22 protein-coding genes and 1 pseudogene are annotated in these 22,883 nt (G+C 43.5%); 17 read left to right on the forward strand and 6 right to left on the reverse strand.

Annotated features, from left to right (window positions below):
• Window positions 1–154: 154 nt before the first annotated feature.
• From FSB76_RS17035 to FSB76_RS17050, 4 genes are read right to left on the reverse strand one after another with little or no spacing between them, the layout of a single operon-like run.
• Window positions 155–820 carry a response regulator transcription factor gene (locus tag FSB76_RS17035; RefSeq protein ID WP_147055375.1) on the reverse strand — a complete coding sequence of 222 codons (666 nt, stop codon included), beginning with the start codon at window positions 818–820 and terminating at the stop codon, window positions 155–157.
• Complete coding sequence (locus FSB76_RS17040; RefSeq protein ID WP_147055377.1) at window positions 820–1,596, reverse strand: sensor histidine kinase; 777 nt, start codon at window positions 1,594–1,596, stop codon at window positions 820–822. Before FSB76_RS17040 ends, FSB76_RS17035 begins: the two co-directional genes overlap by 1 nt.
• Window positions 1,586–2,242 (reverse strand): hypothetical protein, encoded by a 657-nt coding sequence (locus FSB76_RS17045; protein ID WP_147055379.1) that lies wholly within the window; start codon window positions 2,240–2,242, stop codon window positions 1,586–1,588. Before FSB76_RS17045 ends, FSB76_RS17040 begins: the two co-directional genes overlap by 11 nt.
• A 23-nt stretch (window positions 2,243–2,265) precedes the next feature.
• A complete protein-coding gene (locus FSB76_RS17050) occupies window positions 2,266–2,721 on the reverse strand; it encodes a hypothetical protein (protein WP_147055381.1) in 456 nt (151 codons plus the stop codon).
• Between the two features lie 299 nt (window positions 2,722–3,020).
• Between FSB76_RS17050 and FSB76_RS17055 the strand changes: the two genes are divergently transcribed.
• The 15 genes and pseudogenes from FSB76_RS17055 (at window position 3,021) to topB (ending at window position 17,933) form a co-directional block, all read left to right on the forward strand.
• On the forward strand, window positions 3,021–3,617 hold the full coding sequence (locus tag FSB76_RS17055) for a hypothetical protein (protein WP_147055383.1): 597 nt from the start codon (window positions 3,021–3,023) through the stop codon (window positions 3,615–3,617).
• Window positions 3,618–3,827: 210 nt separating this feature from the next.
• On the forward strand, window positions 3,828–4,352 hold the full coding sequence (locus FSB76_RS17060; protein ID WP_090652089.1) for a YceD family protein: 525 nt from the start codon (window positions 3,828–3,830) through the stop codon (window positions 4,350–4,352).
• Window positions 4,353–4,367: 15 nt separating this feature from the next.
• A complete protein-coding gene (rpmF, locus tag FSB76_RS17065) occupies window positions 4,368–4,559 on the forward strand; it encodes a 50S ribosomal protein L32 (RefSeq protein WP_090652090.1) in 192 nt (63 codons plus the stop codon).
• A 15-nt stretch (window positions 4,560–4,574) separates the two neighbouring features.
• Window positions 4,575–5,513 carry a phosphate acyltransferase PlsX gene (gene plsX / locus FSB76_RS17070; protein ID WP_147055385.1) on the forward strand — a complete coding sequence of 313 codons (939 nt, stop codon included), beginning with the start codon at window positions 4,575–4,577 and terminating at the stop codon, window positions 5,511–5,513.
• Window positions 5,514–5,523: 10 nt separating this feature from the next.
• A complete protein-coding gene (locus FSB76_RS17075) occupies window positions 5,524–6,513 on the forward strand; it encodes a beta-ketoacyl-ACP synthase III (RefSeq protein ID WP_147055387.1) in 990 nt (329 codons plus the stop codon).
• A gap of 274 nt (window positions 6,514–6,787) precedes the next feature.
• Complete coding sequence (gene accB, locus FSB76_RS17080; RefSeq protein ID WP_147055389.1) at window positions 6,788–7,258, forward strand: acetyl-CoA carboxylase biotin carboxyl carrier protein; 471 nt, start codon at window positions 6,788–6,790, stop codon at window positions 7,256–7,258.
• A gap of 107 nt (window positions 7,259–7,365) precedes the next feature.
• Window positions 7,366–8,699 (forward strand): annotated as a pseudogene (accC, locus tag FSB76_RS17085) (acetyl-CoA carboxylase biotin carboxylase subunit).
• 75 nt (window positions 8,700–8,774) lie between these two features.
• Complete coding sequence (gene tatC / locus FSB76_RS17090) at window positions 8,775–9,641, forward strand: twin-arginine translocase subunit TatC (RefSeq protein ID WP_147055391.1); 867 nt, start codon at window positions 8,775–8,777, stop codon at window positions 9,639–9,641.
• A 276-nt stretch (window positions 9,642–9,917) separates the two neighbouring features.
• Window positions 9,918–11,198 (forward strand): replication-associated recombination protein A, encoded by a 1,281-nt coding sequence (locus FSB76_RS17095; RefSeq protein ID WP_147055393.1) that lies wholly within the window; start codon window positions 9,918–9,920, stop codon window positions 11,196–11,198.
• 182 nt (window positions 11,199–11,380) lie between these two features.
• A complete protein-coding gene (locus FSB76_RS17100) occupies window positions 11,381–12,859 on the forward strand; it encodes a DUF5687 family protein (RefSeq protein ID WP_147055395.1) in 1,479 nt (492 codons plus the stop codon).
• A gap of 2 nt (window positions 12,860–12,861) precedes the next feature.
• Entirely contained in the window at window positions 12,862–13,590 is a 729-nt protein-coding gene (locus tag FSB76_RS17105; RefSeq protein WP_147055397.1) for an ABC transporter ATP-binding protein, read from the forward strand.
• Window positions 13,591–13,612: 22 nt separating this feature from the next.
• Window positions 13,613–14,197: a Crp/Fnr family transcriptional regulator gene (locus FSB76_RS17110; protein ID WP_147055399.1), complete on the forward strand. Its 585-nt coding sequence runs from the start codon at window positions 13,613–13,615 to the stop codon at window positions 14,195–14,197.
• A gap of 188 nt (window positions 14,198–14,385) precedes the next feature.
• A complete protein-coding gene (locus tag FSB76_RS17115) occupies window positions 14,386–15,102 on the forward strand; it encodes a pirin family protein (protein WP_147055401.1) in 717 nt (238 codons plus the stop codon).
• Window positions 15,103–15,430: 328 nt separating this feature from the next.
• Window positions 15,431–15,793 carry a hypothetical protein gene (locus tag FSB76_RS17120; RefSeq protein ID WP_225976230.1) on the forward strand — a complete coding sequence of 121 codons (363 nt, stop codon included), beginning with the start codon at window positions 15,431–15,433 and terminating at the stop codon, window positions 15,791–15,793.
• Window positions 15,794–16,082: 289 nt separating this feature from the next.
• A complete protein-coding gene (gene topB, locus FSB76_RS17125) occupies window positions 16,083–17,933 on the forward strand; it encodes a DNA topoisomerase III (RefSeq protein ID WP_147055403.1) in 1,851 nt (616 codons plus the stop codon).
• Between the two features lie 683 nt (window positions 17,934–18,616).
• On the opposite strand, the gene FSB76_RS17130 is transcribed toward topB, so the two are convergent.
• Window positions 18,617–19,486 (reverse strand): LysR family transcriptional regulator, encoded by an 870-nt coding sequence (locus tag FSB76_RS17130; protein WP_147055405.1) that lies wholly within the window; start codon window positions 19,484–19,486, stop codon window positions 18,617–18,619.
• A 91-nt stretch (window positions 19,487–19,577) separates the two neighbouring features.
• On the opposite strand from FSB76_RS17130, the gene FSB76_RS17135 reads away from it, so the two are divergent.
• Together FSB76_RS17135 and FSB76_RS17140 are read left to right on the forward strand one after the other, a co-directional pair.
• Window positions 19,578–20,987: an MATE family efflux transporter gene (locus FSB76_RS17135; protein ID WP_225976231.1), complete on the forward strand. Its 1,410-nt coding sequence runs from the start codon at window positions 19,578–19,580 to the stop codon at window positions 20,985–20,987.
• Between the two features lie 10 nt (window positions 20,988–20,997).
• Window positions 20,998–21,543 carry a GNAT family N-acetyltransferase gene (locus FSB76_RS17140; RefSeq protein WP_225976232.1) on the forward strand — a complete coding sequence of 182 codons (546 nt, stop codon included), beginning with the start codon at window positions 20,998–21,000 and terminating at the stop codon, window positions 21,541–21,543.
• Between the two features lie 311 nt (window positions 21,544–21,854).
• Here FSB76_RS17140 and FSB76_RS17145 read toward each other — a convergent pair whose 3' ends face one another.
• Window positions 21,855–22,877 carry an asparaginase gene (locus tag FSB76_RS17145; protein WP_147055407.1) on the reverse strand — a complete coding sequence of 341 codons (1,023 nt, stop codon included), beginning with the start codon at window positions 22,875–22,877 and terminating at the stop codon, window positions 21,855–21,857.
• Between the last annotated feature and the right edge of the window lie 6 nt (window positions 22,878–22,883).

The following is a 22,883-nucleotide window of genomic DNA, read 5'->3' on the forward strand; positions in this document are numbered from 1 at the left end:
CGGTATCGGCCTTTGTCTATTTATTTTTAAGCGCTTATTGGTTTTGACATTTCAAAGTAACGGGATATAGGCGGGCGGTTTAAGCGCAGTAATGCGGCTAATATAAATCAGGTAGTAATACGGGGGTGTTAAAGTAATAGTACGTACGCCAGGGCTAAATCACCTCTATAAGCTGGTGCTTTACGGCGTACAATACCAGGCCGGCGGTATTGCGGCTTTGGGTTTTAAGGAGCAGGTTGTTACGATGGCCTTCTACAGTGCGGATGCTTAAAAATAGCTTTTGGGCAATTTCGGAGCTGGCATATTCTTTACAGATCAGTTCAAGCACTTCTTTTTCGCGGTTGGTAAGCTCAAAGGGCGAGGTGCTGAAAACGTTTGTACTTTTGCCACGCCGGGCCGCGGCATTCTGGATAGCCGCCAGTGTTTGCCTGTTAATGTAAAAGCCGGTGTGATGAACGGTTTGAATGGCGGTAATCAGTTCTTCCTTATCGCAATTTTTAAAAAGATAAGCGGATGCACCCGCCGAAACCATTTTGGCGATAAGCCTTTCCTGCGAATGTACAGATAGCACCATCACTTTTATTTGCGGGTATTGTTGCTGTAGCAATTGGTTAAGCTCGATGCCGTTCATGCCGGGCATATTCATATCCAGCAACAGTACCTGGGGGAGGGACGGGATTGTTTTTAAAATTTCAAGCAGGGCAGCAGCGCTGCCGGCATCGGCAACCAACTCAAAATTGGGCACACTGTTAATGAGTATTGCCAGGCTTTGCCTGAAAATATTCTGATCGTCGACGATGGCTACCCTAATTTGCTCCATTAAATATTATCTGTTTTAAGCTGGATGCTCATATTAAACCCATTGCCGCCTGGCCAATCTGTTTGGTAAGCTGCGCCAATAATGCTCAGCCTGCTTTCTATGTTTTGCCTGCCCATTCCTTTTTTTGTTTTATCGGCAGCAGCAATACCTTGCCCGTCGTCGTGGTAACTAATCAGCAGGTGATCGTCTGCTACATCAAAATTAATATTTACATGGCTGGCGTTGGCATGTTTAATGGTATTGTTTAGTAATTCTTCAAAAACCCGGTATAAAGACAGGGATACATCGGTACCAAACCGATCTGTTAACGAGTTGGTGTTATCGGTAATGTTTACCTGCAATTTACCGGTGGCGGTAATAAACTCGGCCAGCTCTTCCAAAGTCCCCATAAAGCCATACAGTTCAAGACCGGGGGGCGACAGGTTATGCGAGATATGCCTTACATCCTGTACAATTTTATCTATCTGGTGTTTACAGGTGTCTGAAAACTCGCCAATGGCAGTATTATTAAACAATTCAATAGTAATACGGAGGTTTGACAGGGCAGTGCCCACATCGTCATGCAAATCCTGGCCAATACGTTTGCGCTCCGCCTCCTGCGATACGATAATTGTTTTCAACAGATCCTGCTGGTGCCTGAGCTCCGCCTGTTGTAATTCGCGCTGTTTTTTTAACAGGTTGTTTTGGTTGCGGATAAAAATAACTACGAAAGATACTACCAGCATGAACACGCCGCCCATGCTGATCAGTAATAAAACGTAAATATTATCTTTCATTTTTTACCTGTAAAAAGCCAACTGCTACCATTAGGTACATTAGTAATACAAGGGTAGCATGGACCCCGCCGAAAATGAAATAGAGATTCATATAATGATTGCCCTGATTTGCTTTTTGCGAAATGATATTTAGGAAAGCAAAGTAGAATAATGAACTGGAGAAATAAATCATTAAGCCGGCAGAGATCCAGTTTGACGGAACGCTAAACCAGTGACTTTTAATTTCGTTTTCACTGTACCTGAAAAAATAGTAAACACAAAAAGCAATAATAATTATTGCTGCGATAGGTCTTGGGTATGAGTTATATTGATGGATATCCTGAATGAAAATAAAATCAAGGATACTTAAAACGGGAAACGCTATTAACGATATCTTAAATAATTTTGAACTAGAGGTATTTAATATCAATTGAAAGTACCTAACTATAAATAAATACTCAACAATAGTATAAAAATGTAGTAGAGGTAGATTATTAACATGGTGAACGCCTAAGATACGTTCTACAACATCTGTTATACCTGCAAAAAGCAAGTATAACAGCATTGTTTTTGATGGAACGTCCTTGTAAACTGTTTTTATTAAACCTACTCCTATTGGTACTAACACCGTAGCAGGCACTAAAACTGTAACGTATATGTGTTTCATTACAGATATACTAAAAGATTAGTCTAAGAAATAGGTACAAATAATTCACTTTGCTTATCGCAATATTGAGGGCAGGGTGAAGTGAAATCATAAACATTGGTATCGTTCGGGTTAGGATTGCTTGCATCCTTATGTACAGCATCGGTATGTGGCGCCGAAGGGTGAACCTTTAAAACAGGTACAACAAGCCCACGCATATCGTCGGGCGTTGCCGAGACAGGCATTGTTTCGCCGGCTATCCCAAAATACACTCTGATGCCAACCAAAGTGTCTTTTGAATAGTATTGCTCACATTCTTTTTTTAATGCATCAATGTCATCAAAAGAGATGTAAATAGCCCGCGGAATGGAATCTGGATTCTTTTTAAAGCCAGGTATTTGCAGCATAGCATTTAGCCACCTGTCGATACGGATTTTGGCAAGCTCAAGGCTGATGGTTGTTTTTGAGGGATCTTTTTTGTGTTCGGTTTTGTGTGTCATGGTACTTAGGTTGAAATTGTTATTGATATTATTCGATAGAAAAATCAGGAAATAAATAACTGGCTTTTGTGTAATAAAAAGGTGGATTATTGCATATGATAGCTGGGCTAAATTAATATATATATTCATATAATTATTAAGGTAGATGATATTAAAATCCAAGGCTACTGATGTTAAAACTAAATTATTTATTAGTTATGAAATTTGTTCCGGGCAAATTTTATGGATACTTGTTTTTAACTTTAAGTAGAATTTTGGACACCGGTTTTCGTGCCGATTTTTTGTTAACAGGAAATTTTATGAAAAGGAATTTTAACTTGCTTATTGCCGCGGTTTTGTTGGTTTGTTTAAACTCCTGTAAAAAGGATAATTCGGCTAAACCTGTAACCGGTGCTCAGGGTGCAGGCACCACAATAGCCAGCACTTATTCGTTAACCGGCAAATGGTATATCACTAAAGATAGTGTTCAAACGCTCGATTTAAAAACCGCTATACCCAACCTGGTAGCGCCCGGTAAATTTACCCAAAACGATTTTGTTGTATTTAACAGCGATAGCACCGCAGCAATTTCAAATACGCATGCCTTTAACGCCTTTTATACCGATTATGAGGCTTCAAATACCGATAGTAAGCTGCGTGTAAATACCAATATCATACCCAACTTGGGTTTTAAATACCATGTTAGTTTTGAGGGTTATTCCATTACAGCAGCTGCATCGCAAAATTTGCCGCAGCAGGTTTATGCGTTAGATGCCGAAAACCTGGTGGCGTTAAAAAGCGTGGGCTACAACATTTACATGCCTTCGGCAACTACGATGATATTGGAGCACGACCTGGAAATTCCGACACTGCAGCATGATTACCGGATAAAAGAGTACATTTATCTGAATAAATAAGGATTCATTATATGTTTTTTGCAATGCAGAGCCAATCTTCCGGGTTGGTAAACTGGCCCTGGCTGGTTATCATGGCAATCAATCTTAGTGCTTGTTGTTCAACCTCATATAGCCAACCTTTTACCTTTCGCCTTTCACCTTTTGCCTTTTTCAAAAAACACTTTCCAGTTATGGTATTTTTCCATACATTTGCGGGCTAATTGTTGCTCATTGAAATCGCTTAGAACATATTCGATTCCTTTTACGGGATTAAAACTGGGGAAACACCGGTTTGATTTTACTGTTGATGATGCTTTTTTTGACGAATTTGAATATTCGCTGGTTAAAAAGGCTAACTTGCAGTGCGTTGTTGAGCTGGATAAACAGGAGACAATGATTATCCTGAACTTTGACATTAAAGGCACCGTTGATGCAAGCTGCGACAGGTGTTTGGCCCAATATCCGCAAACGCTGGATATTGCCGAACAGCAAATTGCCAAGTTTAGCGAGGAGCCGATTGATGAAGATGACGAGATTATTACCCTGAGCAAAAATGATCATGAGATTAATATTGCCGGGCTGATATATGAGTACATAAACGTTGCCATGCCATTTATATCGGTTTGCAACGATGAGGGTAATACTTCATATTGTGATAAAGAAATGCTTGACAGGCTTAACAGCCTGGCAGGAAACGAAGAACAAACTGAGGATACAGACCCACGGTGGGATGTACTCAAAAAAATAAATAAATAATAAAATAGCAGGATCATGCCACATCCAAAACGTAAAATATCCAAATCAAGAAGAGATAAGCGCAGAACTCATTACAAAGCTGAAGCTCCAACTTTAACCACTTGCCAAACTACCGGTGCTATACACTTGCCGCACAGGGCTTATACTGTTGATGGTAACGTTTACTATAACGGTAAAGTACTTATTGAGAAAGCAGCAGTAGCCTAAGTTTATTTTCTGAAAATGAAGATTGGCTTAGATATTATGGGCGGTGATTATGCTCCCAAAGCAACTGTTTTAGGAGCAATCGAAGCTTATAAGGCTTTATCTGCCGACCAAAAACTGGTGCTGATAGGAGATAAAGACACTGCGGTTACTATTCTTCAGGAAAATAATGTTAGCCCCGATCATTTCGAGTTTGTGCATACAACCGAGGTGATTGGTATGGGCGAACATCCTACCAAAGCAATTGTACAAAAGCCAAACTCGAGTATTTCGGTTGGCTTTCAGTTGCTTAAGGAAGGTAAAATTCAGGCATTTTCATCGGCAGGAAACACCGGCGCCATGCTGGTTGGTTCTATGTTTAGTGTAAAAACTATCCCAGGCGTTGTGCGCCCGGCCATGACTACCATTGTACCCAAACTTAAAGGAGGTTTGGGTATTTTGTTGGATGTAGGCGCCAATGCCGATTGCAAACCCGAGGTATTGCTTCAATTTGGCGTACTGGGCAGCTTATTTGCCCAATCGGTATATGCTATCCAAAACCCAAGGGTAGCCCTCATGAATATAGGTGAGGAGGAAGAGAAAGGCAATATCCTTTGCCAGGCTACCTATCCTTTGATGAAAGAAACCAAGCTGTTTAATTTTGTTGGTAATGTTGAAGGCCGCGACCTGTTTAGCGAAGGGGCCGACGTTTTTGTATGCGATGGTTTTACAGGTAATGTAATATTAAAGCTTGCCGAAACGTTTTATGTTATTACACGCAAAAAACAGTTTAAAGATGAGTTTTTTGATAGGTTTAACTATGAGCAATATGGCGGCAGCCCTATTCTGGGGGTAAATGCACCGGTTGTTGTTGGCCACGGCATTTCAAGCCCCGAGGCTATAAAAAACATGGTCCTTTTGTCAAAAAACATGGTGGAGAGCGGCCTGGTTGATAAAATTAAACAAGCTTTTCAGTAAAAATATAAAGATGAGTAAAATTCATGCCGCTATTACTGCTGTACATGGTTACGTGCCCGACTATGTATTAACCAACCAGGAACTGGAAACATTGGTTGATACAAATGACGAGTGGATTGTAAGCCGTACCGGCATTAAGGAGCGCCGCATATTAAAGGGCGAAGGCCTGGGCACATCTGATATGGCCGTTCCGGCGGTACAGGCGCTGCTGAAAAAACGCGGCATCGGCGCCGAGGAAATTGACCTGATCATTTTTTGTACTACTACGCCAGATTATGTTTTCCCGGCTACAGCCAATATTCTGGCTAATAAAATAGGGGCAAAAAATGCCTGGGGATATGATCTTTCGGCCGCATGTTCGGGCTTTATTTTTGGCCTGGCTACCGGATCGCAGTTTATCGAGAGTGGCAAACACCAAAAGGTACTGGTTGTAGGCGGCGATAAAATGTCGTCGATAGTAAACTACCAGGACCGTGCCACCTGTATTATTTTTGGTGATGGCTGCGGCGCCGTATTGCTTGAGCCAAACTTTGAAGGTAACGGTGTGATGGACTCCATTTTAAAAAGCGATGGCGCCGGAGTTACCTACCTGCACCAAAAAGCTGGTGGATCTGTACGCCCGGCATCGCACGAAACAGTTGACAATCACGAACATTTTGCTTACCAGGAAGGACAGGCTGTTTTTAAATTTGCCGTTACCAATATGGCCGATGTAGCTCATGAGGTAATGGAGCGCAATGGCCTTACCGGCGAAGACGTTGCCTGGCTGGTGCCACACCAGGCCAACAAGCGTATTATCGATGCCACTGCAAGGCGCACAGGCTTAAGCGATGATAAAGTAATTATTAACATTGAACGTTACGGCAATACAACAAACGGCACCATCCCATTATGCTTATGGGAGTGGGAAAGTAAATTTAAAAAAGGTGATACCCTGATACTGGCAGCCTTTGGCGGCGGCTTTACCTGGGGCAGCATCTATTTAAGATGGGCGTATTAATTTAGATGTGCAGAAGAATAATGCGCAGATGTGCAGATGAAAAAAATAAAAACATCTGTAAGTTGCCAATGTTAACTATTTATCTAACAAGATGTCTTAATACACTGTAAATCGTTGCAGTACTAACTAATGTATAATAACTAAAAACACTTTTGCATATCTTAGCTTTGCTTATCTGCACATAAAAAAAACATCTGCATATTTGCACATCTGAAATCTGCACATTTGTATAACTTTAGATATAAAATTTGTCCCCAACCAATTAATCCCAACTATGGATATTAAACAAATTCAGGACCTTATTCGCTTTGTGTCAAAATCTGGCGTAAACGAAGTGTCAATTGAGCAAAAGGATTTTAAGATTACGATAAAAACCAACGAAACACAGCCGCAGGTTATCCATGCCAGCATACCGGCGCAAACCGCGCCTGTTGTATTGCCACCGGCACCGGTTGCAGCTGAACCCGTTGCCCCGGCAGCACCTGCCGGCCCGGATACATCAAAGTATCTGACAATCAAATCGCCAATGATTGGTACTTTTTACCGCTCGGCAAGCCCTGATAAGCCGTTGTTTGTAAACATTGGCGACGAAATTAAAACCGGCAGCGTGGTTTGTATTATTGAAGCCATGAAGCTTTTCAACGAAATCGAGTCGGAAATATCCGGCCGTATTGTGAAAGTATTGGTTGATAATGCATCACCTGTAGAGTACGACCAGCCTTTATTTTTAGTAGAACCAGTTTAGTTTAATTTGAAGATTTGAAAATTTGAAGATTTGAAAATGCGCCTTTTAAATGGGTGTGATTTAATAATTTTCAAATCTTCAAATCCTCAAATCCTCAAATTTAAAAGATGTTTAAAAAAATATTAATAGCTAACCGGGGCGAAATAGCCCTGCGAATTATCCGTACCTGTAAAGAGATGGGTATTAAAACCATAGCTGTATATTCAACTGCCGACCGCGATAGCCTTCACGTACGTTTTGCTGATGAAGCTGTTTGCATAGGCCCCCCCCAAGCCGCGATTCCTACTTAAATATCCCAAACATTATTTCGGCTGCCGAATTAACCAATGCTGATGCAATACATCCTGGCTATGGCTTTCTTTCGGAAAATGCCAAATTTTCGGCCATTTGCGCCGAGTACGGTATCAAATTTATTGGTGCTACGGCCGATCAGATCAATTCCATGGGCGATAAAGCTTCGGCTAAAGAAACCATGAAAAAGGCTGGCGTACCTATTGTGCCAGGCTCTGATGGTTTGTTAACCGATATTAAATCGGGCATCGCGATAGCTAATAAAATAGGTTACCCTGTAATATTAAAAGCAACTGCCGGTGGTGGTGGCCGCGGGATGCGCATTGTTTGGAAAGACGAAGAGTTTGAAAATGCCTGGGATTCGGCACGGGCCGAATCAGGTGCTGCTTTTGGTAACGATGGCTTGTACCTCGAAAAATATGTACAAGACCCACGCCACATCGAAATACAGGTAGTTGGCGATCAGTATGGCAAAGTTTGCCACCTGTCTGAACGCGATTGCTCTATCCAGCGCCGTCACCAGAAACTGGTTGAAGAATCGCCATCGCCTTTCATGACCGAAAAACTGCGTAAAAAAATGGGTGAGGCCGCTATTAAAGGCGCCAAAGCCGTTAAATATGAAGGTGCCGGTACAGTAGAGTTTTTGGTTGATAAAGACCGCAACTTTTACTTTATGGAAATGAATACCCGCATACAGGTTGAGCACCCGGTTACCGAAGAGGTAATTAATTTTGATTTGATCAAAGAACAAATCAAAGTGGCTGCCGGTATCCCAATTTCGGGTAAAAATTACGAGCCAACCATGCATGCCATTGAGTGCCGTATCAATGCCGAAGACCCTTACAATAACTTCCGCCCGTCACCGGGTAAAATCACCAACTTCCATTCGCCGGGTGGCCATGGTGTGCGTATAGATACCCACGTATACACGGGTTATGTTATCCCGCCAAACTACGATTCGATGATTGCTAAAGTAATTTGCTGCGCCCAAACCCGCGACGAAGCTTTGAGCACCATGGAGCGCGCCTTAAGCGAGTTTGTGATTGAGGGGGTAAAAACAACCATCCCGTTCCATTTAAAATTGTTAAAAGATCCAAACTTCAGGGCCGGTAATTTTACCACCAAGTTTATGGAAACGTTTGAAATGTAAAATAAATTCAAACTATCTTCATTCAATAAAACGTACTTAGCACAATAGCGTTTATACAGCGGTATTTAACATACAATGAGCGACAATAAATTAATTAAAGCCATAAAAGATAAAGGTAAAACGATGGAGGCCGAAATGTCCTTCTTCGATCACCTGGAAGCCTTAAGATGGCATTTGATACGATCGGCTTTAGCCATTGTAGTAATTACAAGCTTTGTGTTTTATTTTTACGATTGGATTTTTGACACCATTATCATGGGGCCAAGCAAGCCAACCTTCTGGACGTACCGGATGCTTTGCGCATTGGGCGACCTTTTGCACCGCCCGGGTTTTTGTATCGATAAAATAAACATCCAATTAATTAATACCGAGATGGCCGGGCAATTTACCCTGCAAATCAACTCGTCATTAATTATTGGCCTTACGCTGGGCTTCCCGTACTTATTGTTTGAAATCTGGCGTTTTGTACGCCCGGCCCTGCACGAAAAGGAACGTAAAGCCGCATCTGGTTTTGTGTTTTATGCAACAGCATTGTTCATTATTGGTGTATTATTTGGCTACTATGTTATTACGCCCGAGTCGATTAACTTTCTTTCGGGCTATACGGTAAGTGCAACTATCAAGAATTTATTCGATATCGATTCGTACCTGTCATCGGTATCCACCTTAACCCTGGCAACAGGCATCGTGTTTGAACTGCCAATTTTGGTGTATATCCTATCAAACCTGGGTATCCTTACCGCTAAATTTATGCGTGAAACCAGGCGGTATGCTATCATCGTTATTATGGTTGTTGCTGCGGTTGTTACACCAACACCAGATATGATGACCATGACCGTAGTAAGTATCCCCTTGTTTGCTTTATACGAAGTAGGCATCCTGGTATCAGCCGTAGTTGAAAAACGGAAACTGAAACGCGCGCAGGAAGACGGATTAGTGTAAGCCATTGATGTGCAGATGATTGATCAGATGTACTTTTGTCTGAACTCGAATTAAACGGATTTATCAGATTTTTTGGATTTGCAAGTTTCTGTAATCTGTGTAATCCATTAATCTGATGAATCCAGGTTCAGATAAAAACTTTATGAAAGCCTCGTCGTTTAATAACGGTGGGGCTTTGTTTATTCAGCGGCATTTTGCACATTTGAATGATTCACCTTTAACAAACATTTGCAGCCCATCATCTGCATATCTGAAATTTAAAATCTGCACATCTACATGACCAACCTCCCACCATTAGCCGAACGGATGCGTCCAAAATCACTGGATGATTATGTAGGCCAAAAACACCTGGTTGGGCCGGGGGCGGTGTTACGCAAAGCCATCGAATCGGGCGCATTGCCGTCGATGCTGTTTTGGGGGCCGCCGGGGGTAGGTAAAACTACATTGGCTTATATTATATCACAATCTTTAAATCGCCCTTTTTTTGCGCTCAGTGCTATTAACTCGGGCGTGAAGGATGTGCGTGAAGTTATCGAAAAAGCATCACTGCTAAAGCAAGGCGGCCAAACGCTGCCGATATTGTTTATTGATGAGATCCACCGCTTCTCCAAATCGCAGCAGGACTCGTTGCTGGGCGCCGTTGAGCGTGGCATAGTTACGCTTATTGGCGCCACTACCGAAAATCCTTCCTTCGAGGTGATCTCGGCTTTATTGTCGCGATGCCAGGTTTATATTTTACAGCCCCTCGCCGAAGAAGATTTGCTGAACCTGCTGGAGAAATCGATGCAGGAAGATGTGGTGTTGAAAGAAAAGCACATTATCATACAAGATCACGAGGCCATTATGCGCCTCTCGGGCGGCGATGCGCGCAAGCTGCTCAATATTTTCGAGTTGCTGGTAAACGCCTTTGACAGTGCCGACATTGTTTTAACCGACGAGGTTGTACTGGAGCATGTACAACAAAATATGGCGCTGTATGACAAAACCGGCGAGCAGCATTACGATATCATTTCGGCCTTTATTAAATCCATGCGCGGCAGCGATCCTAACGGTGCCGTGTACTGGCTGGCCCGGATGATTGCAGGAGGGGAAGATCCTTTGTTCATCGCCCGACGTATGCTTATCCTGTCGTCAGAGGATATTGGCAATGCCAATCCCAATGCCCTGCTATTGGCCCAAAGTTGTTTTGAGGCAGTGAATAAGATAGGCATGCCCGAATCGCAGCTGATATTATCACAAACGGCAATTTACCTGGCCACATCGCCCAAAAGTAATTCGGCTACAACAGCCATTGGCGCTGCTATGGCATTGGTAAAGCAAACTGGCGATTTGCCTGTGCCCCTGCACCTGCGTAACGCGCCCACCAAATTCATGAAAAATATTGGCTACGGTAAAGATTATAAATACGCCCACAGCTATGAAGGCAATTTTACCGACCTTGACTTTTTGCCCGACGCTATCCGCGGTACAAAAATTTATGAGCCCGGTAACAACGCCCGAGAAAATGAATCAAAAGAGAAGTTAAAGAAACTTTGGGGAGATAGGTATAAGTATTGAAGAAGAGTCAAGATATTAGAATCAAGAGTCAAGACAAAAATGAGGGTTTGATTAATTGGCTTATATTATTGAGTCGCGGTTTTCAATCAGGCTCATAAAATCTATATCTTGCAACATGATTTTTTTACAACACTTTAAGCTTTTGTCTTAATTCTTGATTCTTAACTCTTGATTCTATTCCTATGGTTACATCCTTTATCAGTCATGAATTAAAAGCTTTCTGGCGATCAAAAAACACAGGAAAAAGTATTGCCATCCGGGTGGTAATGGGGCTGTTAATTCTGTACTTGTTTATCAATGTACTTGCTGCAGGCTTCTTTCTGGATAAAATACTCGAACAGCTTTATCCTAACGAGGAATTAGTGATTCCTTTTTGCGGCATAATCCTTATTTATTTTTTGTTCGATTTATTGATGCGGTTACAATTTCAGGAATTACCTACGCTTAGGGTACAACCTTATCTGCATTTACCCATAACAAGGAATTTCCTGGTAAAGTACCTGGCGTTGTCGGCATCACTATCGGTATTTAATTTGTGGCCCTTTGTATTGTTTCTGCCATTTGTCTTCAAAGTAATAGCACCCGACTCCGGGGCAATTATAGTGTTGGCGTTTGTTGTATCAATAGCCGGGTTTACTGTATTTAATAATTACCTGGCGCTTTACCTTAAAAGAAAGTCGAATATTAACGGCTGGGTATTTTTGATCTCGGCGGCAGTACTGGCCCTTATTATCACGGGCGATTATTTATGGCATATCATTTCGCTACGCGCCATCTCTTACGCTTTTTTTGGTAAATTACTAACCATGCCCGCTATGGTCTTGTTGCCGGTTATCCTGGGCCTGGCTATGTATTATTTAAATTTTTTATACCTAAAGCAAAACCTTTATCTTGAAGACCTTACCGCACACAAAGTTAGCTCATACAAAAGCAGTACCGATATCCCCTTCCTGTCCCGCTTTGGTTCTGTAGGCGATCTGGCGGCAAATGAAATTAAGCTGGTTTTACGCAATAAGCGGTCGCGCTCGGCATTGGTTATGGGCTTGTTTTTTATGTTTTACGGGTTAATTTTTTACTCTAACAGCCACTACCATGGTGATGGGTACAAGGTTTTTGCGGGCATGTTTATGACCGGCATTTTCATTATTAATTACGGGCAATTTATGTTTGGCTGGCAGGCATCGCATTTTGACGGGTTGCTTGTAAATAAAATTAGCTTTGCCGATTTTATTAAGGCTAAATACCTGTTGTTTACCACCATATCAACAGTGTTTTTTATCTTAACTACGCCTTACGTTTATTTTGGATGGCGCGTATTGATTACACACTTTATAATGTACCTGTGGAATATTGGCGTAAATACAACAATGGTACTTTATTTTGCCAATCGCAATTTTAAACGGCTCGATTTGTCGAAAGGTGCGGCCTTTAACTGGGAAGGTGTTGGCGCTACCCAATGGATATTATCGTTACCGTTAATGATTACGCCGTTTGTAATATATGGCCCATTTGCGTTATTAAAGCATCCCAATATCGGGCTTGCCTTAATTGCCGCTATCGGTCTGGCAGGCGTATTAACCCGCAATTACTGGGTTAAAGTGCTTGAAACAGACTATCGCACAAAAAGATATCAAATAGCCGAAGGCTTCAGAAATAAATAATTATGATTGAAATAAAAAACCTGAAAAAGATATATAACGGCGTAACCGTAGTTGATGTACCGCACCTGATAATTAACAAGGGCGAAAGCGTTGGCTTGGTAGGTAATAACGGAGCGGGTAAAACCACGCTGTTCAGGATGATACTTGACCTCATTCGGCCCGAAACAGGTGAAGTGTTATCTAATGGTGAAGTTGTGGCCGGTCATGAAAACTGGAAAAACTACACCGCATCCTACCTCGATGAAGGTTTCCTGATAGATTATCTTACCCCCGAAGAGTACCTGTACTTTATTGGCGGCCTGCACCAGCAAAGCAAAGCCACCGTTGATGAAACCCTGGTAAAGCTATCTGATTTTTTTAACGGCGAAATCCTGAAAAAAGGCAAATACATCCGCGACTTATCCAAAGGCAACCAATGCAAGGTTGGTGTGGCATCCTGTGTGCTGCAAAAACCCGAATTGCTGATGCTTGACGAGCCCTTTGCCAACATTGACCCCAGTACCCAGTTTAGGCTAAAAAACATGCTGAAGGAGCTTAATAGAAGCCAAAACGTAACCAATATTGTATCCAGCCATGATCTTAACCACATCACCGATGTATGTGACCGTATCCTGCTGATGGAAAAGGGGGTGATTATAAAAGATATAGCCACCAGTTCATCAACACTTAAGGAGCTGGAAAATTATTTTGGCGTAGGCCAGGAAGCAGGCGAGCTGACTAAGGATATTTAGACGGTCTTTTTTACCTTTGGGCATGTCATTTACCCTCATACTAAACAACATTGCCAAGCATATTCATTTAACCGCCGATGAGCAGACCATTTTTACCGGTATGCTACGGCCGCAAACCATAAAGCGTAAACAATTTTGGTTGAGCGATGGCGATATATGCAAACACTCGGCCTTTGTAACCAGCGGCTGCCTGCGTGGCTTTACAGTTGATAAAAATGGGATTGAGCATGTGCTTAGTTTTGCCCCGGTAGATTGGTGGATGGCCGATATGTACAGCCTGATAAGTCAGAAGCCCGGCATGCTGAACGTAGAGGCGCTGGAAGACACCGAGGTGCTGTTATTGAGTAAAATTAACCAGGAGGCATTATATAAGCAGATACCCAAATTTGAGCACTTTTTTCGGGTATTGGTCGAGAATTCGCTGGTTGCAAGCCAACAGCGCCTTATAGACGGCTTAAGCCTGACGGCCGAGGACAGATATAACAATTTTTGCAAACGTTACCCCACGCTGATATATACCCTGCCCCAAAAGCAAATAGCATCGTACATTGGCGTTACACCGGAGTTTTTTAGCAGAATGAGGAAAAAGGTTGTACGTAGTACGTAATACGTTTTACGTATATGGCTTGCAGGTTATACGTAGTACGTTTTACGTACAAGGCTTAGCAGGTTATGCGTATCACGTAAAACGTACCACGTATAACCTAACCCCACATGCAAATTCTTGACCTACATCAACTTCCCCTTGCTAATCCCGCTGTACCTTTATATCAACAAAACAGAGGAAACAATATCATGGCACAAACCGTTTTACATAAAGCCGAAACAAGGGGCCACGCCAACCACGGCTGGCTGAATAGTTATCATTCTTTCAGCTTCGGCAGTTATTACAACCCCGAGAGAATGAACTTTGGCGCATTACGCGTTTTAAATGACGACACCGTTGACGCGGGTATGGGCTTTGGCAAACATCCGCATGATAACATGGAGATCATTAGCATACCCCTGGAGGGCAACCTGGAGCATGAGGACAGCATGAATAACGTGGCGGTTATTAAAAATGGCGACATACAGGCTATGAGCGCCGGTACTGGTATTTACCATAGCGAGTACAACCAGGATCCAGACAAACGGGTAAAATTCCTGCAGATATGGATTTACCCTAACCAGCGTAACGTAGAGCCCCGGTATGACCAGCTTACCCTGAACCTTGATGACCGCCATAATAAACTGCAACAGGTACTATCACCCAATCCGGATGATACCGGCGTATGGATTCACCAGGACGCATGGTTCAATTTAGGTAAATTTGATGCAGGCGTAAGTACTGATTACACCATCCACAAACCCGGCAACGGCGTATACGCATTTGTATTAAGCGGAGAAGTACAGATTGACGGCCAGGCCGTTGGCACCCGTGATGCATTAGGCATTTGGGACACCGAAGGTTTTACAATCACCGCAAGTACCGATGCGGAATTTTTACTGATGGAAGTACCGATGAGTTTTTGATGTGCCGATTTTAAATGTGCAGATGATGAGTAAATGGGTTAAAACTATCGTCATTGCGAGGACCCATCGGATAAAATCCGAAAAAAAATTATGACGTGCAGAGAAATATAGTTAAGCGAATGCTCTAAGCTACCGTCATTGCGAGGTACGAAGCAATCCCGAACTATGTGGGACTTAGTTTGTAGGGGATTGCTTCGTACCTCGCAATGACGGATATTCAATATTGACGGTCAATAACTTACAAACAGGTTATTATAAGCGCAGCAACGTCGTCGTATGCTAAGCGGATATGTAGTATTGATAACAATGACAGTAAAAAATAACAAATATGAATCAAGATAATCAAAAGTCTCCCCCTTCAGGGGGAGATTTAGAGGGGGCTTCGGCTTCAACTCCCACTATTCCCATCCTCGTTATCGGCCGCCATCCCGAAATTCTGGCAACTGTGGTACGGCTGGTAAACAATAACCCGGCCTGGAATGCCACCGGCTGCCAAACCGACGATGAAGCTATCCAGGCTTTTGATGCGCAGGGTTTTACCCTTGTGCTCCTTGGCGGCGGAATCCCGCCTGAATCAGAATCCCGGCTTAGCCAATACTTTCGTGATTGTAAGCCTGATATCCGCATTGTACAGCATTACGGCGGTGGCAGCGGCCTGCTTGCTGCAGAGATATACGAGGCGCTTAAATAGTTCATTGGTTCATTAGTTCATTGGTCTGGTCTGGCGGGAGCTTGGTTCTTTGGCCTTTTCTTTCGGTGGCTTGATTTGTTGTGCCTTAGATTAGTTCGCCCTTTCGTTGGTAATTAGTTTGCGTCGTAGGGCGCTTTAGTTTATATATTTGTTCCCCGGTTCTAAATTTATTTGTTGGCCGCCCAGTTATCATACTGCTTGCAAGCAAAGTAAGCCATGCTAATAACGAAGCGCTGAGTATCAAACTATTCACCAATGAACTAATGAACCAGTGAACTAATGAACCAACATGAAAGTTATTATAGCCGAAAAGCCATCCGTTGCCCGCGAAATTGCCAAAGTATTTGGCGCTACCACAAAAAAAGACGGCTATATGGAGGGTAAGGGCTATACTTTTACCTGGGCATTTGGCCACTTGTTACAACTGGCAGCCCCGCAGGAATATGGCTATTACGGCTGGAGCGTTCAAAACCTCCCCATGCTGCCGCCCAAGTTCAAACTCTCTATCCGTAAGGTAAAATCAAAGGATGGGATGATTGACGATCCCTCTGTTAAAAAACAGCTGGATATTATCAAAAGCCTGTTTGATGAAGCTACTGAAATTATTGTAGCTACGGATGCCGGGCGCGAAGGTGAGCTTATCTTTCGCTATATCTATTACTATCTTAAATGTAAAAAGCCCTTTAAAAGGCTCTGGATCTCATCCCAAACGGATGAGGCTATTAAAGAAGGTTTCCGCAACCTGAAGCCGGGTAGCGACTACGATACGCTGTTCAATTCGGCACATTGCCGGTCGCAGTCGGATTGGTTGGTGGGGATGAATGCCACGCAGGCCTTAAGCCTGTCGTCGGGCAACCGGGGTGTATTATCATTAGGCAGGGTACAAACGCCTACGCTAGCCATGATCTGTTCGCGCTACCTGGATAATAAAAATTTTGTGCCGCAACTTTATTACCAGGTAAGTATACAGCCCGATAAGGATGGGCAGGTGTTTAAAGCCATCTCGGTAAATAACTTTAAAACCAAAGAAGAAGCGCAGGTTATTTTTGATAAGGTTGAGGATGTGGCATCGGGCTTTCCGCAGGGTGCCCATATTATAAATCTGGAGGCCAAGCCCCGTAAAGAACCACCACCCTTACTGCACGACCTGAGCAGCCTGCAGCAGGAGGCCAACAAGCGCAAGGGCTTCACTGCCGATCAAACCCTTAATATATTGCAAAACCTGTACGAAGGCAAGCTGGTAACCTACCCGCGTACCGGCAGCCGTTACATTGGCGATGATGTATTTGCAGGCGTTCCGGATTTAATTGAAAAACTAAAAGAGCATCCCGATTTTGGCAAACAAGCCACCCTGTTATCTGGTGCCAAGCTGAGCAAGCGCAGCGTAAACGCAAAAAAGGTAACCGATCACCATGCCATATTAACCACTGGCGAACCTCCTTATCAGCTAACGCCCGATAAACAGGCTGTTTACGATATGGTTGCCGGCCGCATGCTGGAATCCTTTCACCAGGATTGTATCAAGGAGATCACCAAGATCACCGTCGAATCAGGTTCGTTGTTTATGGCCAGCGGTACCGTTATACAAACACCCGGCTGGCGCGCCGTGTTTAACGAAACTGACGACGAAAAGAAAGACGAAGAAAACCCAACCCTGCCCAAAGTACAACAAGGGGAGAAGCTGCCTATTACAGATAAGGCTTTGTTAGAGAAACAAACCAAGCCCAAACCCCTGTATAACGAAGCGAGTCTGCTTAAAGCTTTAGAAACGGCCGGAAAAGAAATTGACGACGAAGAGTTGCGTTACGCCATGAAAGATAGCGGCCTGGGCACCCCGGCTACCCGTGCCTCCATCATCGAAACATTATTAAAACGTAATTACATCCTGCGCGAGAAAAAGAACCTGGTACCCACCCCAACCGGGCTGGCAGTATACCAGGTGGTAAAAAATCAGCAAATAGCCCAGGCCGAACTGACAGGTAACTGGGAAAAACGCCTGGAAGAGATCCGTACCGGTGCATCTGTAGCCGATTTTCAGGAAGAGATCAAGACCTATACCCGCGCTATTACCCAGGAGCTGCTGCGCGAAGGCAAGGCATTGAAGATTGAGCCGGCTGGAGCAGGAGTTGCAGTAAGTTAGAGAGCCTGGTTTGATTAAAATTCGAATAATGGTTTGCGAACTTTCTGTTGACCCAGGGAAAACGCATCTAACTGGGTTAACATAACTTAACACATTTTAGATATTTTATTTATAAATATTTGATAATCAATATTTTATATTTTATCATGGTTAACACTGAACTGATAGCTGTAGGCAATGAATTTCGGCGGGGACCTTCGTACTTACCCATGACATGTTTTCTTTTCGAGGTGCGCCGGCCTGTCACCCTGAGCCTGTCGAAGGGTCGCGCGGAGAGGTCTTTGCCCGCTATGCTTCGACAGACTACCCATGACATGTTTCATTTTCTGTCATCCTGAGCGATAGCGAAGGATCTATTCTACGCCATGCATAACCGCCAAAAAAGTTCGCGAATAGATCCTTCGTTCCTCAGGATGACAGTCGTTTATTTTTGATTGTCGTTCTCCCTTCAGAATTTCGCGAAATTTTACCACTCAGCATGACAACGCTCTTTAGTATGTTATTTCCCCCTTCACAATTTCGCGAAATTTTACCACTCAGGATGATAGGAAAATTGGATATGTCATCCCCAGTTGTAAAATCCGGGAACTATGAAGTGGAAAATGACGAAAGAGAATGTTTATAGTTCACGCCAATGGCCGGCAACAGCTAACATTTTTCTAATTTGAACCTCATTCTCCTTCCTAAGCCAACCCCTCAACCATTCTTAAAATATTTTTCAGTATAGGACTGTGGTCATCCGTTCGCCAGTGTACAAACAGGTTGCTTTCAAAGGGAAGTTCAATAAAACGGATGCCCTGGTAGCCCTGATTGGCGTAGGAATAAGGCATTATGCTGATGCCAAATTGCCTGGTGATGAGCGAAATGATGGTTGATCCAAAATCGGATGTATAAAAAGACTCGGGCGATATGCCGTAATGTTCAAACACCTGGCGGGTAAGCTGGCTGTAGCTGCTGCTGCTGTTGGATCGCGGCATAATAAACTTTTGCGTTTGTAATGATTTGGCGGTGATATCTGCCAACTCTTTAAACGCATGCTCCTGGGGCAATACCAGGGCCAGGTGATCTGTTTGTACTTTCATCGTGCTGATATTATCCAGCCGGTTTATATCGCGGCTGAATTTGAGATCGATTTTGTATTTGGTTAAAAATTCCTGTTCGTCTTCATAAGCCAGCTGGATCATTTCAATCTTCAGTTCGGGATAACGGATGGATATATCAAGTATCAGCTGCGGCAGGGTAGAAAACGAAATAGAATCCGGGTGCGCTATCCTGATAGACCCCGTTTCGCCGAGTTCGATTTTTTTGGCAAACTGGTGGATGAAATTAAACTCATCTACAATACCGGCCCATTTGGTTTTCAGGAATTCGCCGGCGGGGGTTAGTTTAACACTGCGCTTGGTACGCTCAAATAACTGCACATCCAACTCATCCTCCAACGATTTAATTTGCCTGCTTAATGCCGATTGGGTAATGTTTTGTTTGGCCGATGTATTCCAAAAATGAAGCTCATCCGCAAGTGCCAAAAAGTTTTTTATCTGCTGTAAATCCATAATTATTAATGCATTAAAATCATTAATTAATCTAAAATAAGCATTTTTTAGCATTTATACATCAGTTACTTTTACAGCAAATAAAAACCGTTTGACTTTTTTTAAAAAATATAAAACCCATTACAGCGCTACTATGCGTTTGGCATACCCGGTAATGATATCGCAGGTGGGGCATCCGTTAGTGGGCTTTTCGGCATCCATTATATTGGGTCACTTTGCCGGTACGGTACCGCTTGCAGCGCTGGCTATTGCCAATGGGTTTTTTAACTTGATGCTAATTATTGCAATAGGCATATCATACGGTATAACCCCGCTGGTAGCACGCGAAAACGGGGCAGGTAACTACCGGGAATGTGGCCGGCTATTGTGGCATAGCGTTGTAGTTAATATCCTGACGGGGCTAATGCTGTTAATTATCACCTGGTTTGGCGGGCAATACTTAATAGCGCATATTGGTTTAGATGCTGCTGTGGTGGCCCAGGCCAAACCTTTGTTGGTGTTATTGGGATTATCCATTATCCCTTTGATGCTGTTTTTATCGTTTAAGCAGTTTGCCGAAGGTTTGGGTTTTACCAGGCTGGCTATGCAGGTAAGTATCTGGGGTAATGTAATCAATATTGTAGTGGGTATTATATTGGTAAAAGGCTTGTTTGGCATGCCGGCCATGGGTGCCAAAAGCATAGGTTACAGCGCTATTATCGACAGGGGGCTGATGGCCGTAGTTATGGCTACATTTGTACTTAAAAAACACAGGTTTAATAAATTCCTGCAAGGCTGTCGTCCTTTTCAGTTTAATGTGGGGCGGTTCAAAAAAATCCTGGCCACCAGTGTTCCCATTGTGTTGCAAAACATTTTCGAGATAAGCGCATTTAGCGCAGCGGTTTTTATAGTAGGGATAATAGGAGCCAGGCAGCTGGCAGCGTACCAGATAGCAATGAATTATCTGTCGTTTATTTATTACGCGGTTAACGGTATAGGTACAGCCGCGGCCATTCAAACCGGCTACTTTTTGGGGCAGGCAAAGTTTTATTTACTGCGGGTATCGGCATTGGCAAGCTATCACCTAACCATTATATTTCACCTGGTTACCGGGGGGCTGTTGTTGGTTTTAAAGAGCGTTTTGCCTAAAGTTATCTCGGTTGATTTGCAGGTGGTGAGTATGGTGGGCAACCTCTTTATTATAGCCGCCGGCTTAGAGGTTTTTGACGGCCTGCAGGTAGTGAGCCTGGGTATATTACGAGGCCTGGGCGATTTAAAATACCCGGTATTAATTAACCTGGCCGCTTACTGGGGCGTTGCCCTGCCGGTGGCTTTTGCACTGGGCCTGCATACTCCTATGGGTTTAACAGGGGTGTGGCTGGGGCTTTATAGTGGCCTGTTGGTAGCATCGGCACTGCTTTACCTTCGTTTCAGACACCTGGTCAATGCGAAATATTTTGCTGATAACGTGCCGGCGGCGCAGGAGCATTTATTTAACAATGTAGTACAACTTGAATCATAACAATACAACCATGACCGATACAATGACCATGAACAGCGCCGGCATCCGGTTTATTAAAGTGGATATGCAAAACATCCAGACTTTAAAAGCAATTGGCATCGAAACCTTTAACGAAGCCTTCGCGCATTTGAACACGCCCGAAAATATGGAGGATTACCTGGCAACTGCTTTTGCCAATGAGAAGCTTGCCGGGGAGGTTAACAACCCCAATTCGGAGTTTTACATGGCGCAGATTGATGGTAATATAGTTGGTTACGTAAAAATTAACCACGGGCCGGCACAAACAGACGTGAAGGATGACGATGCTTTAGAAGTAGAAAGGATTTACGTGCTTAAGGCTTTTCACGGCAAAAAAGTTGGCCAGTTACTTTTTGATAAGGCCCTTGATATTGCCGCGCAGATGAAGAAAACCTATATATGGCTTGGTGTTTGGGAGCATAACGCCAAGGCACTGGCTTTTTATAAAAAGAATGGTTTTGAAGTGTTTGGTTCGCATCCTTTTTGGCTGGGCGATGATTTGCAAACTGATTTGATGATGAAACGTTATTTGGATTGATATGCAGGCTGCGGAATGGATGCGGTTGAGTTGATTGTGAGCCGGAAGCCACAAGTCTAGATCAAAATAATTGCCATTTCGACGAACAAGGGAGGGCATTGAGCGACGGCGTAAGGAGAAATCTTGTCCGCCCTGCAGTCCGATAAGCATGTTGGACTGCAGGGCGTATAAGATTTTTCGCTATCGCTCAAGAGATAGTTTCTCTTTCGCCCTCCCGCTTGCGGCCACCCTGCTCTATCGAAATGACACCCCTTTTATAAGATAAGCCATTAAGCCCGATACCCGCACAAGAAATTGCGCCTGCGTTGCGGCTACGATACGGTTATCTCGCCCCTTAAATCCGTTTCCATATAATGTTTTACCAGGGCCGGGTCATCAAACTTGCCCAATAGGTACATCATTTTGGTTACTGCCGATTCAAAGGTCATATCGTAACCGTTGGCTACACCCATATCTTTAAGTTGCTTGCTGGTTTCGTAACGGCCAAGTTCAACTGTGCCTACTTTACATTGTGAAATATCTACAATCACTTTACCATCTTTAATGGCTTTCTCCAGCAGGCTGATAAACCATGCGTCGGTTGTGGTATTGCCTGCCCCAAAAGTTTCCATTACCACGCCGCGTACATCAGCATTTAAAATGGCCTCAACCACTTTTGTGCCTATGCCCGGGTAAAGTTTTAACACGCCTACATCGCTTATGAGGTTATTGTGGATGATGAGGTTTTCGCCATCCTGCGGGTGCCTGATATCGTTTACGCTGAATTTAAGGTGTACGCCACTCTCGGCCAGGATAGGATAGTTTGGCGAGCGGAAGGCCTCGAACTTTGATGAATTATATTTAAAGGCACGATTCCCCCGGAATAGTTTGTAATCAAAATAGATACATACCTCGGGTACTCGGGCGCGGTCGTTCTTTTTGGCTTTGGCAATTTCTATAGCCGTCATCAGGTTTTCCTTGGCATCAGTACGTATGGCGCTGATAGGCAATTGCGAGCCGGTAAAAATGACGGGTTTGCCTAAATTTTCGAGCATGAAACTCAATGCTGAGGCAGTATAAGCCATAGTATCTGAACCGTGAAGGATTACAAAACCATCGTTATCATGATAATTGGATTCGATAAGGCCGGCCAGGTCGCTCCAGATGGCTGGGTTCATGTTTGATGAATCGATGATCTCGTCAAAAGAGTGTACTTTGATCCGGCAGTTCAGTTTCTCCAGTTCGGGCACATTATCCATTATTTGCTCAAAGTTGATAGGCTTGAGCACCTTAGTCACAGGATCGCTCATCATCCCTATGGTACCGCCGGTGTAAATGATCAGTATCTGGCTCATTAATTA

The sequence above is a fragment of the Mucilaginibacter ginsenosidivorax genome (assembly GCF_007971525.1).
Taxonomy (GTDB): Bacteria; Bacteroidota; Bacteroidia; order Sphingobacteriales; family Sphingobacteriaceae; genus Mucilaginibacter; species Mucilaginibacter ginsenosidivorax.

Bases quoted from the DNA above. Each gene is read 5' to 3' on its own strand.
- FSB76_RS17110 (WP_147055399.1), top strand. From the start codon at position 13,613: ATGTCATTTACCCTCATACTAAACAACATTGCCAAGCATATTCATTTA.
- FSB76_RS17100 (WP_147055395.1), top strand. From the start codon at position 11,381: ATGGTTACATCCTTTATCAGTCATGAATTAAAAGCTTTCTGGCGATCA.
- tatC (WP_147055391.1), top strand. From the start codon at position 8,775: ATGAGCGACAATAAATTAATTAAAGCCATAAAAGATAAAGGTAAAACG.
- FSB76_RS17105 (WP_147055397.1), top strand. From the start codon at position 12,862: ATGATTGAAATAAAAAACCTGAAAAAGATATATAACGGCGTAACCGTA.
- rpmF (WP_090652090.1), top strand. From the start codon at position 4,368: ATGCCACATCCAAAACGTAAAATATCCAAATCAAGAAGAGATAAGCGC.
- FSB76_RS17045 (WP_147055379.1), bottom strand. From the start codon at position 2,242: ATGAAACACATATACGTTACAGTTTTAGTGCCTGCTACGGTGTTAGTA.
- topB (WP_147055403.1), top strand. From the start codon at position 16,083: ATGAAAGTTATTATAGCCGAAAAGCCATCCGTTGCCCGCGAAATTGCC.
- FSB76_RS17055 (WP_147055383.1), top strand. From the start codon at position 3,021: ATGAAAAGGAATTTTAACTTGCTTATTGCCGCGGTTTTGTTGGTTTGT.
- FSB76_RS17035 (WP_147055375.1), bottom strand. From the start codon at position 820: ATGGAGCAAATTAGGGTAGCCATCGTCGACGATCAGAATATTTTCAGG.
- FSB76_RS17145 (WP_147055407.1), bottom strand. From the start codon at position 22,877: ATGAGCCAGATACTGATCATTTACACCGGCGGTACCATAGGGATGATG.
- FSB76_RS17050 (WP_147055381.1), bottom strand. From the start codon at position 2,721: ATGACACACAAAACCGAACACAAAAAAGATCCCTCAAAAACAACCATC.
- plsX (WP_147055385.1), top strand. From the start codon at position 4,575: ATGAAGATTGGCTTAGATATTATGGGCGGTGATTATGCTCCCAAAGCA.
- FSB76_RS17075 (WP_147055387.1), top strand. From the start codon at position 5,524: ATGAGTAAAATTCATGCCGCTATTACTGCTGTACATGGTTACGTGCCC.
- FSB76_RS17095 (WP_147055393.1), top strand. From the start codon at position 9,918: ATGACCAACCTCCCACCATTAGCCGAACGGATGCGTCCAAAATCACTG.
- accB (WP_147055389.1), top strand. From the start codon at position 6,788: ATGGATATTAAACAAATTCAGGACCTTATTCGCTTTGTGTCAAAATCT.
- FSB76_RS17140 (WP_225976232.1), top strand. From the start codon at position 20,998: ATGACCGATACAATGACCATGAACAGCGCCGGCATCCGGTTTATTAAA.
- FSB76_RS17115 (WP_147055401.1), top strand. From the start codon at position 14,386: ATGGCACAAACCGTTTTACATAAAGCCGAAACAAGGGGCCACGCCAAC.
- FSB76_RS17130 (WP_147055405.1), bottom strand. From the start codon at position 19,486: ATGGATTTACAGCAGATAAAAAACTTTTTGGCACTTGCGGATGAGCTT.
- FSB76_RS17120 (WP_225976230.1), top strand. From the start codon at position 15,431: ATGAATCAAGATAATCAAAAGTCTCCCCCTTCAGGGGGAGATTTAGAG.
- FSB76_RS17040 (WP_147055377.1), bottom strand. From the start codon at position 1,596: ATGAAAGATAATATTTACGTTTTATTACTGATCAGCATGGGCGGCGTG.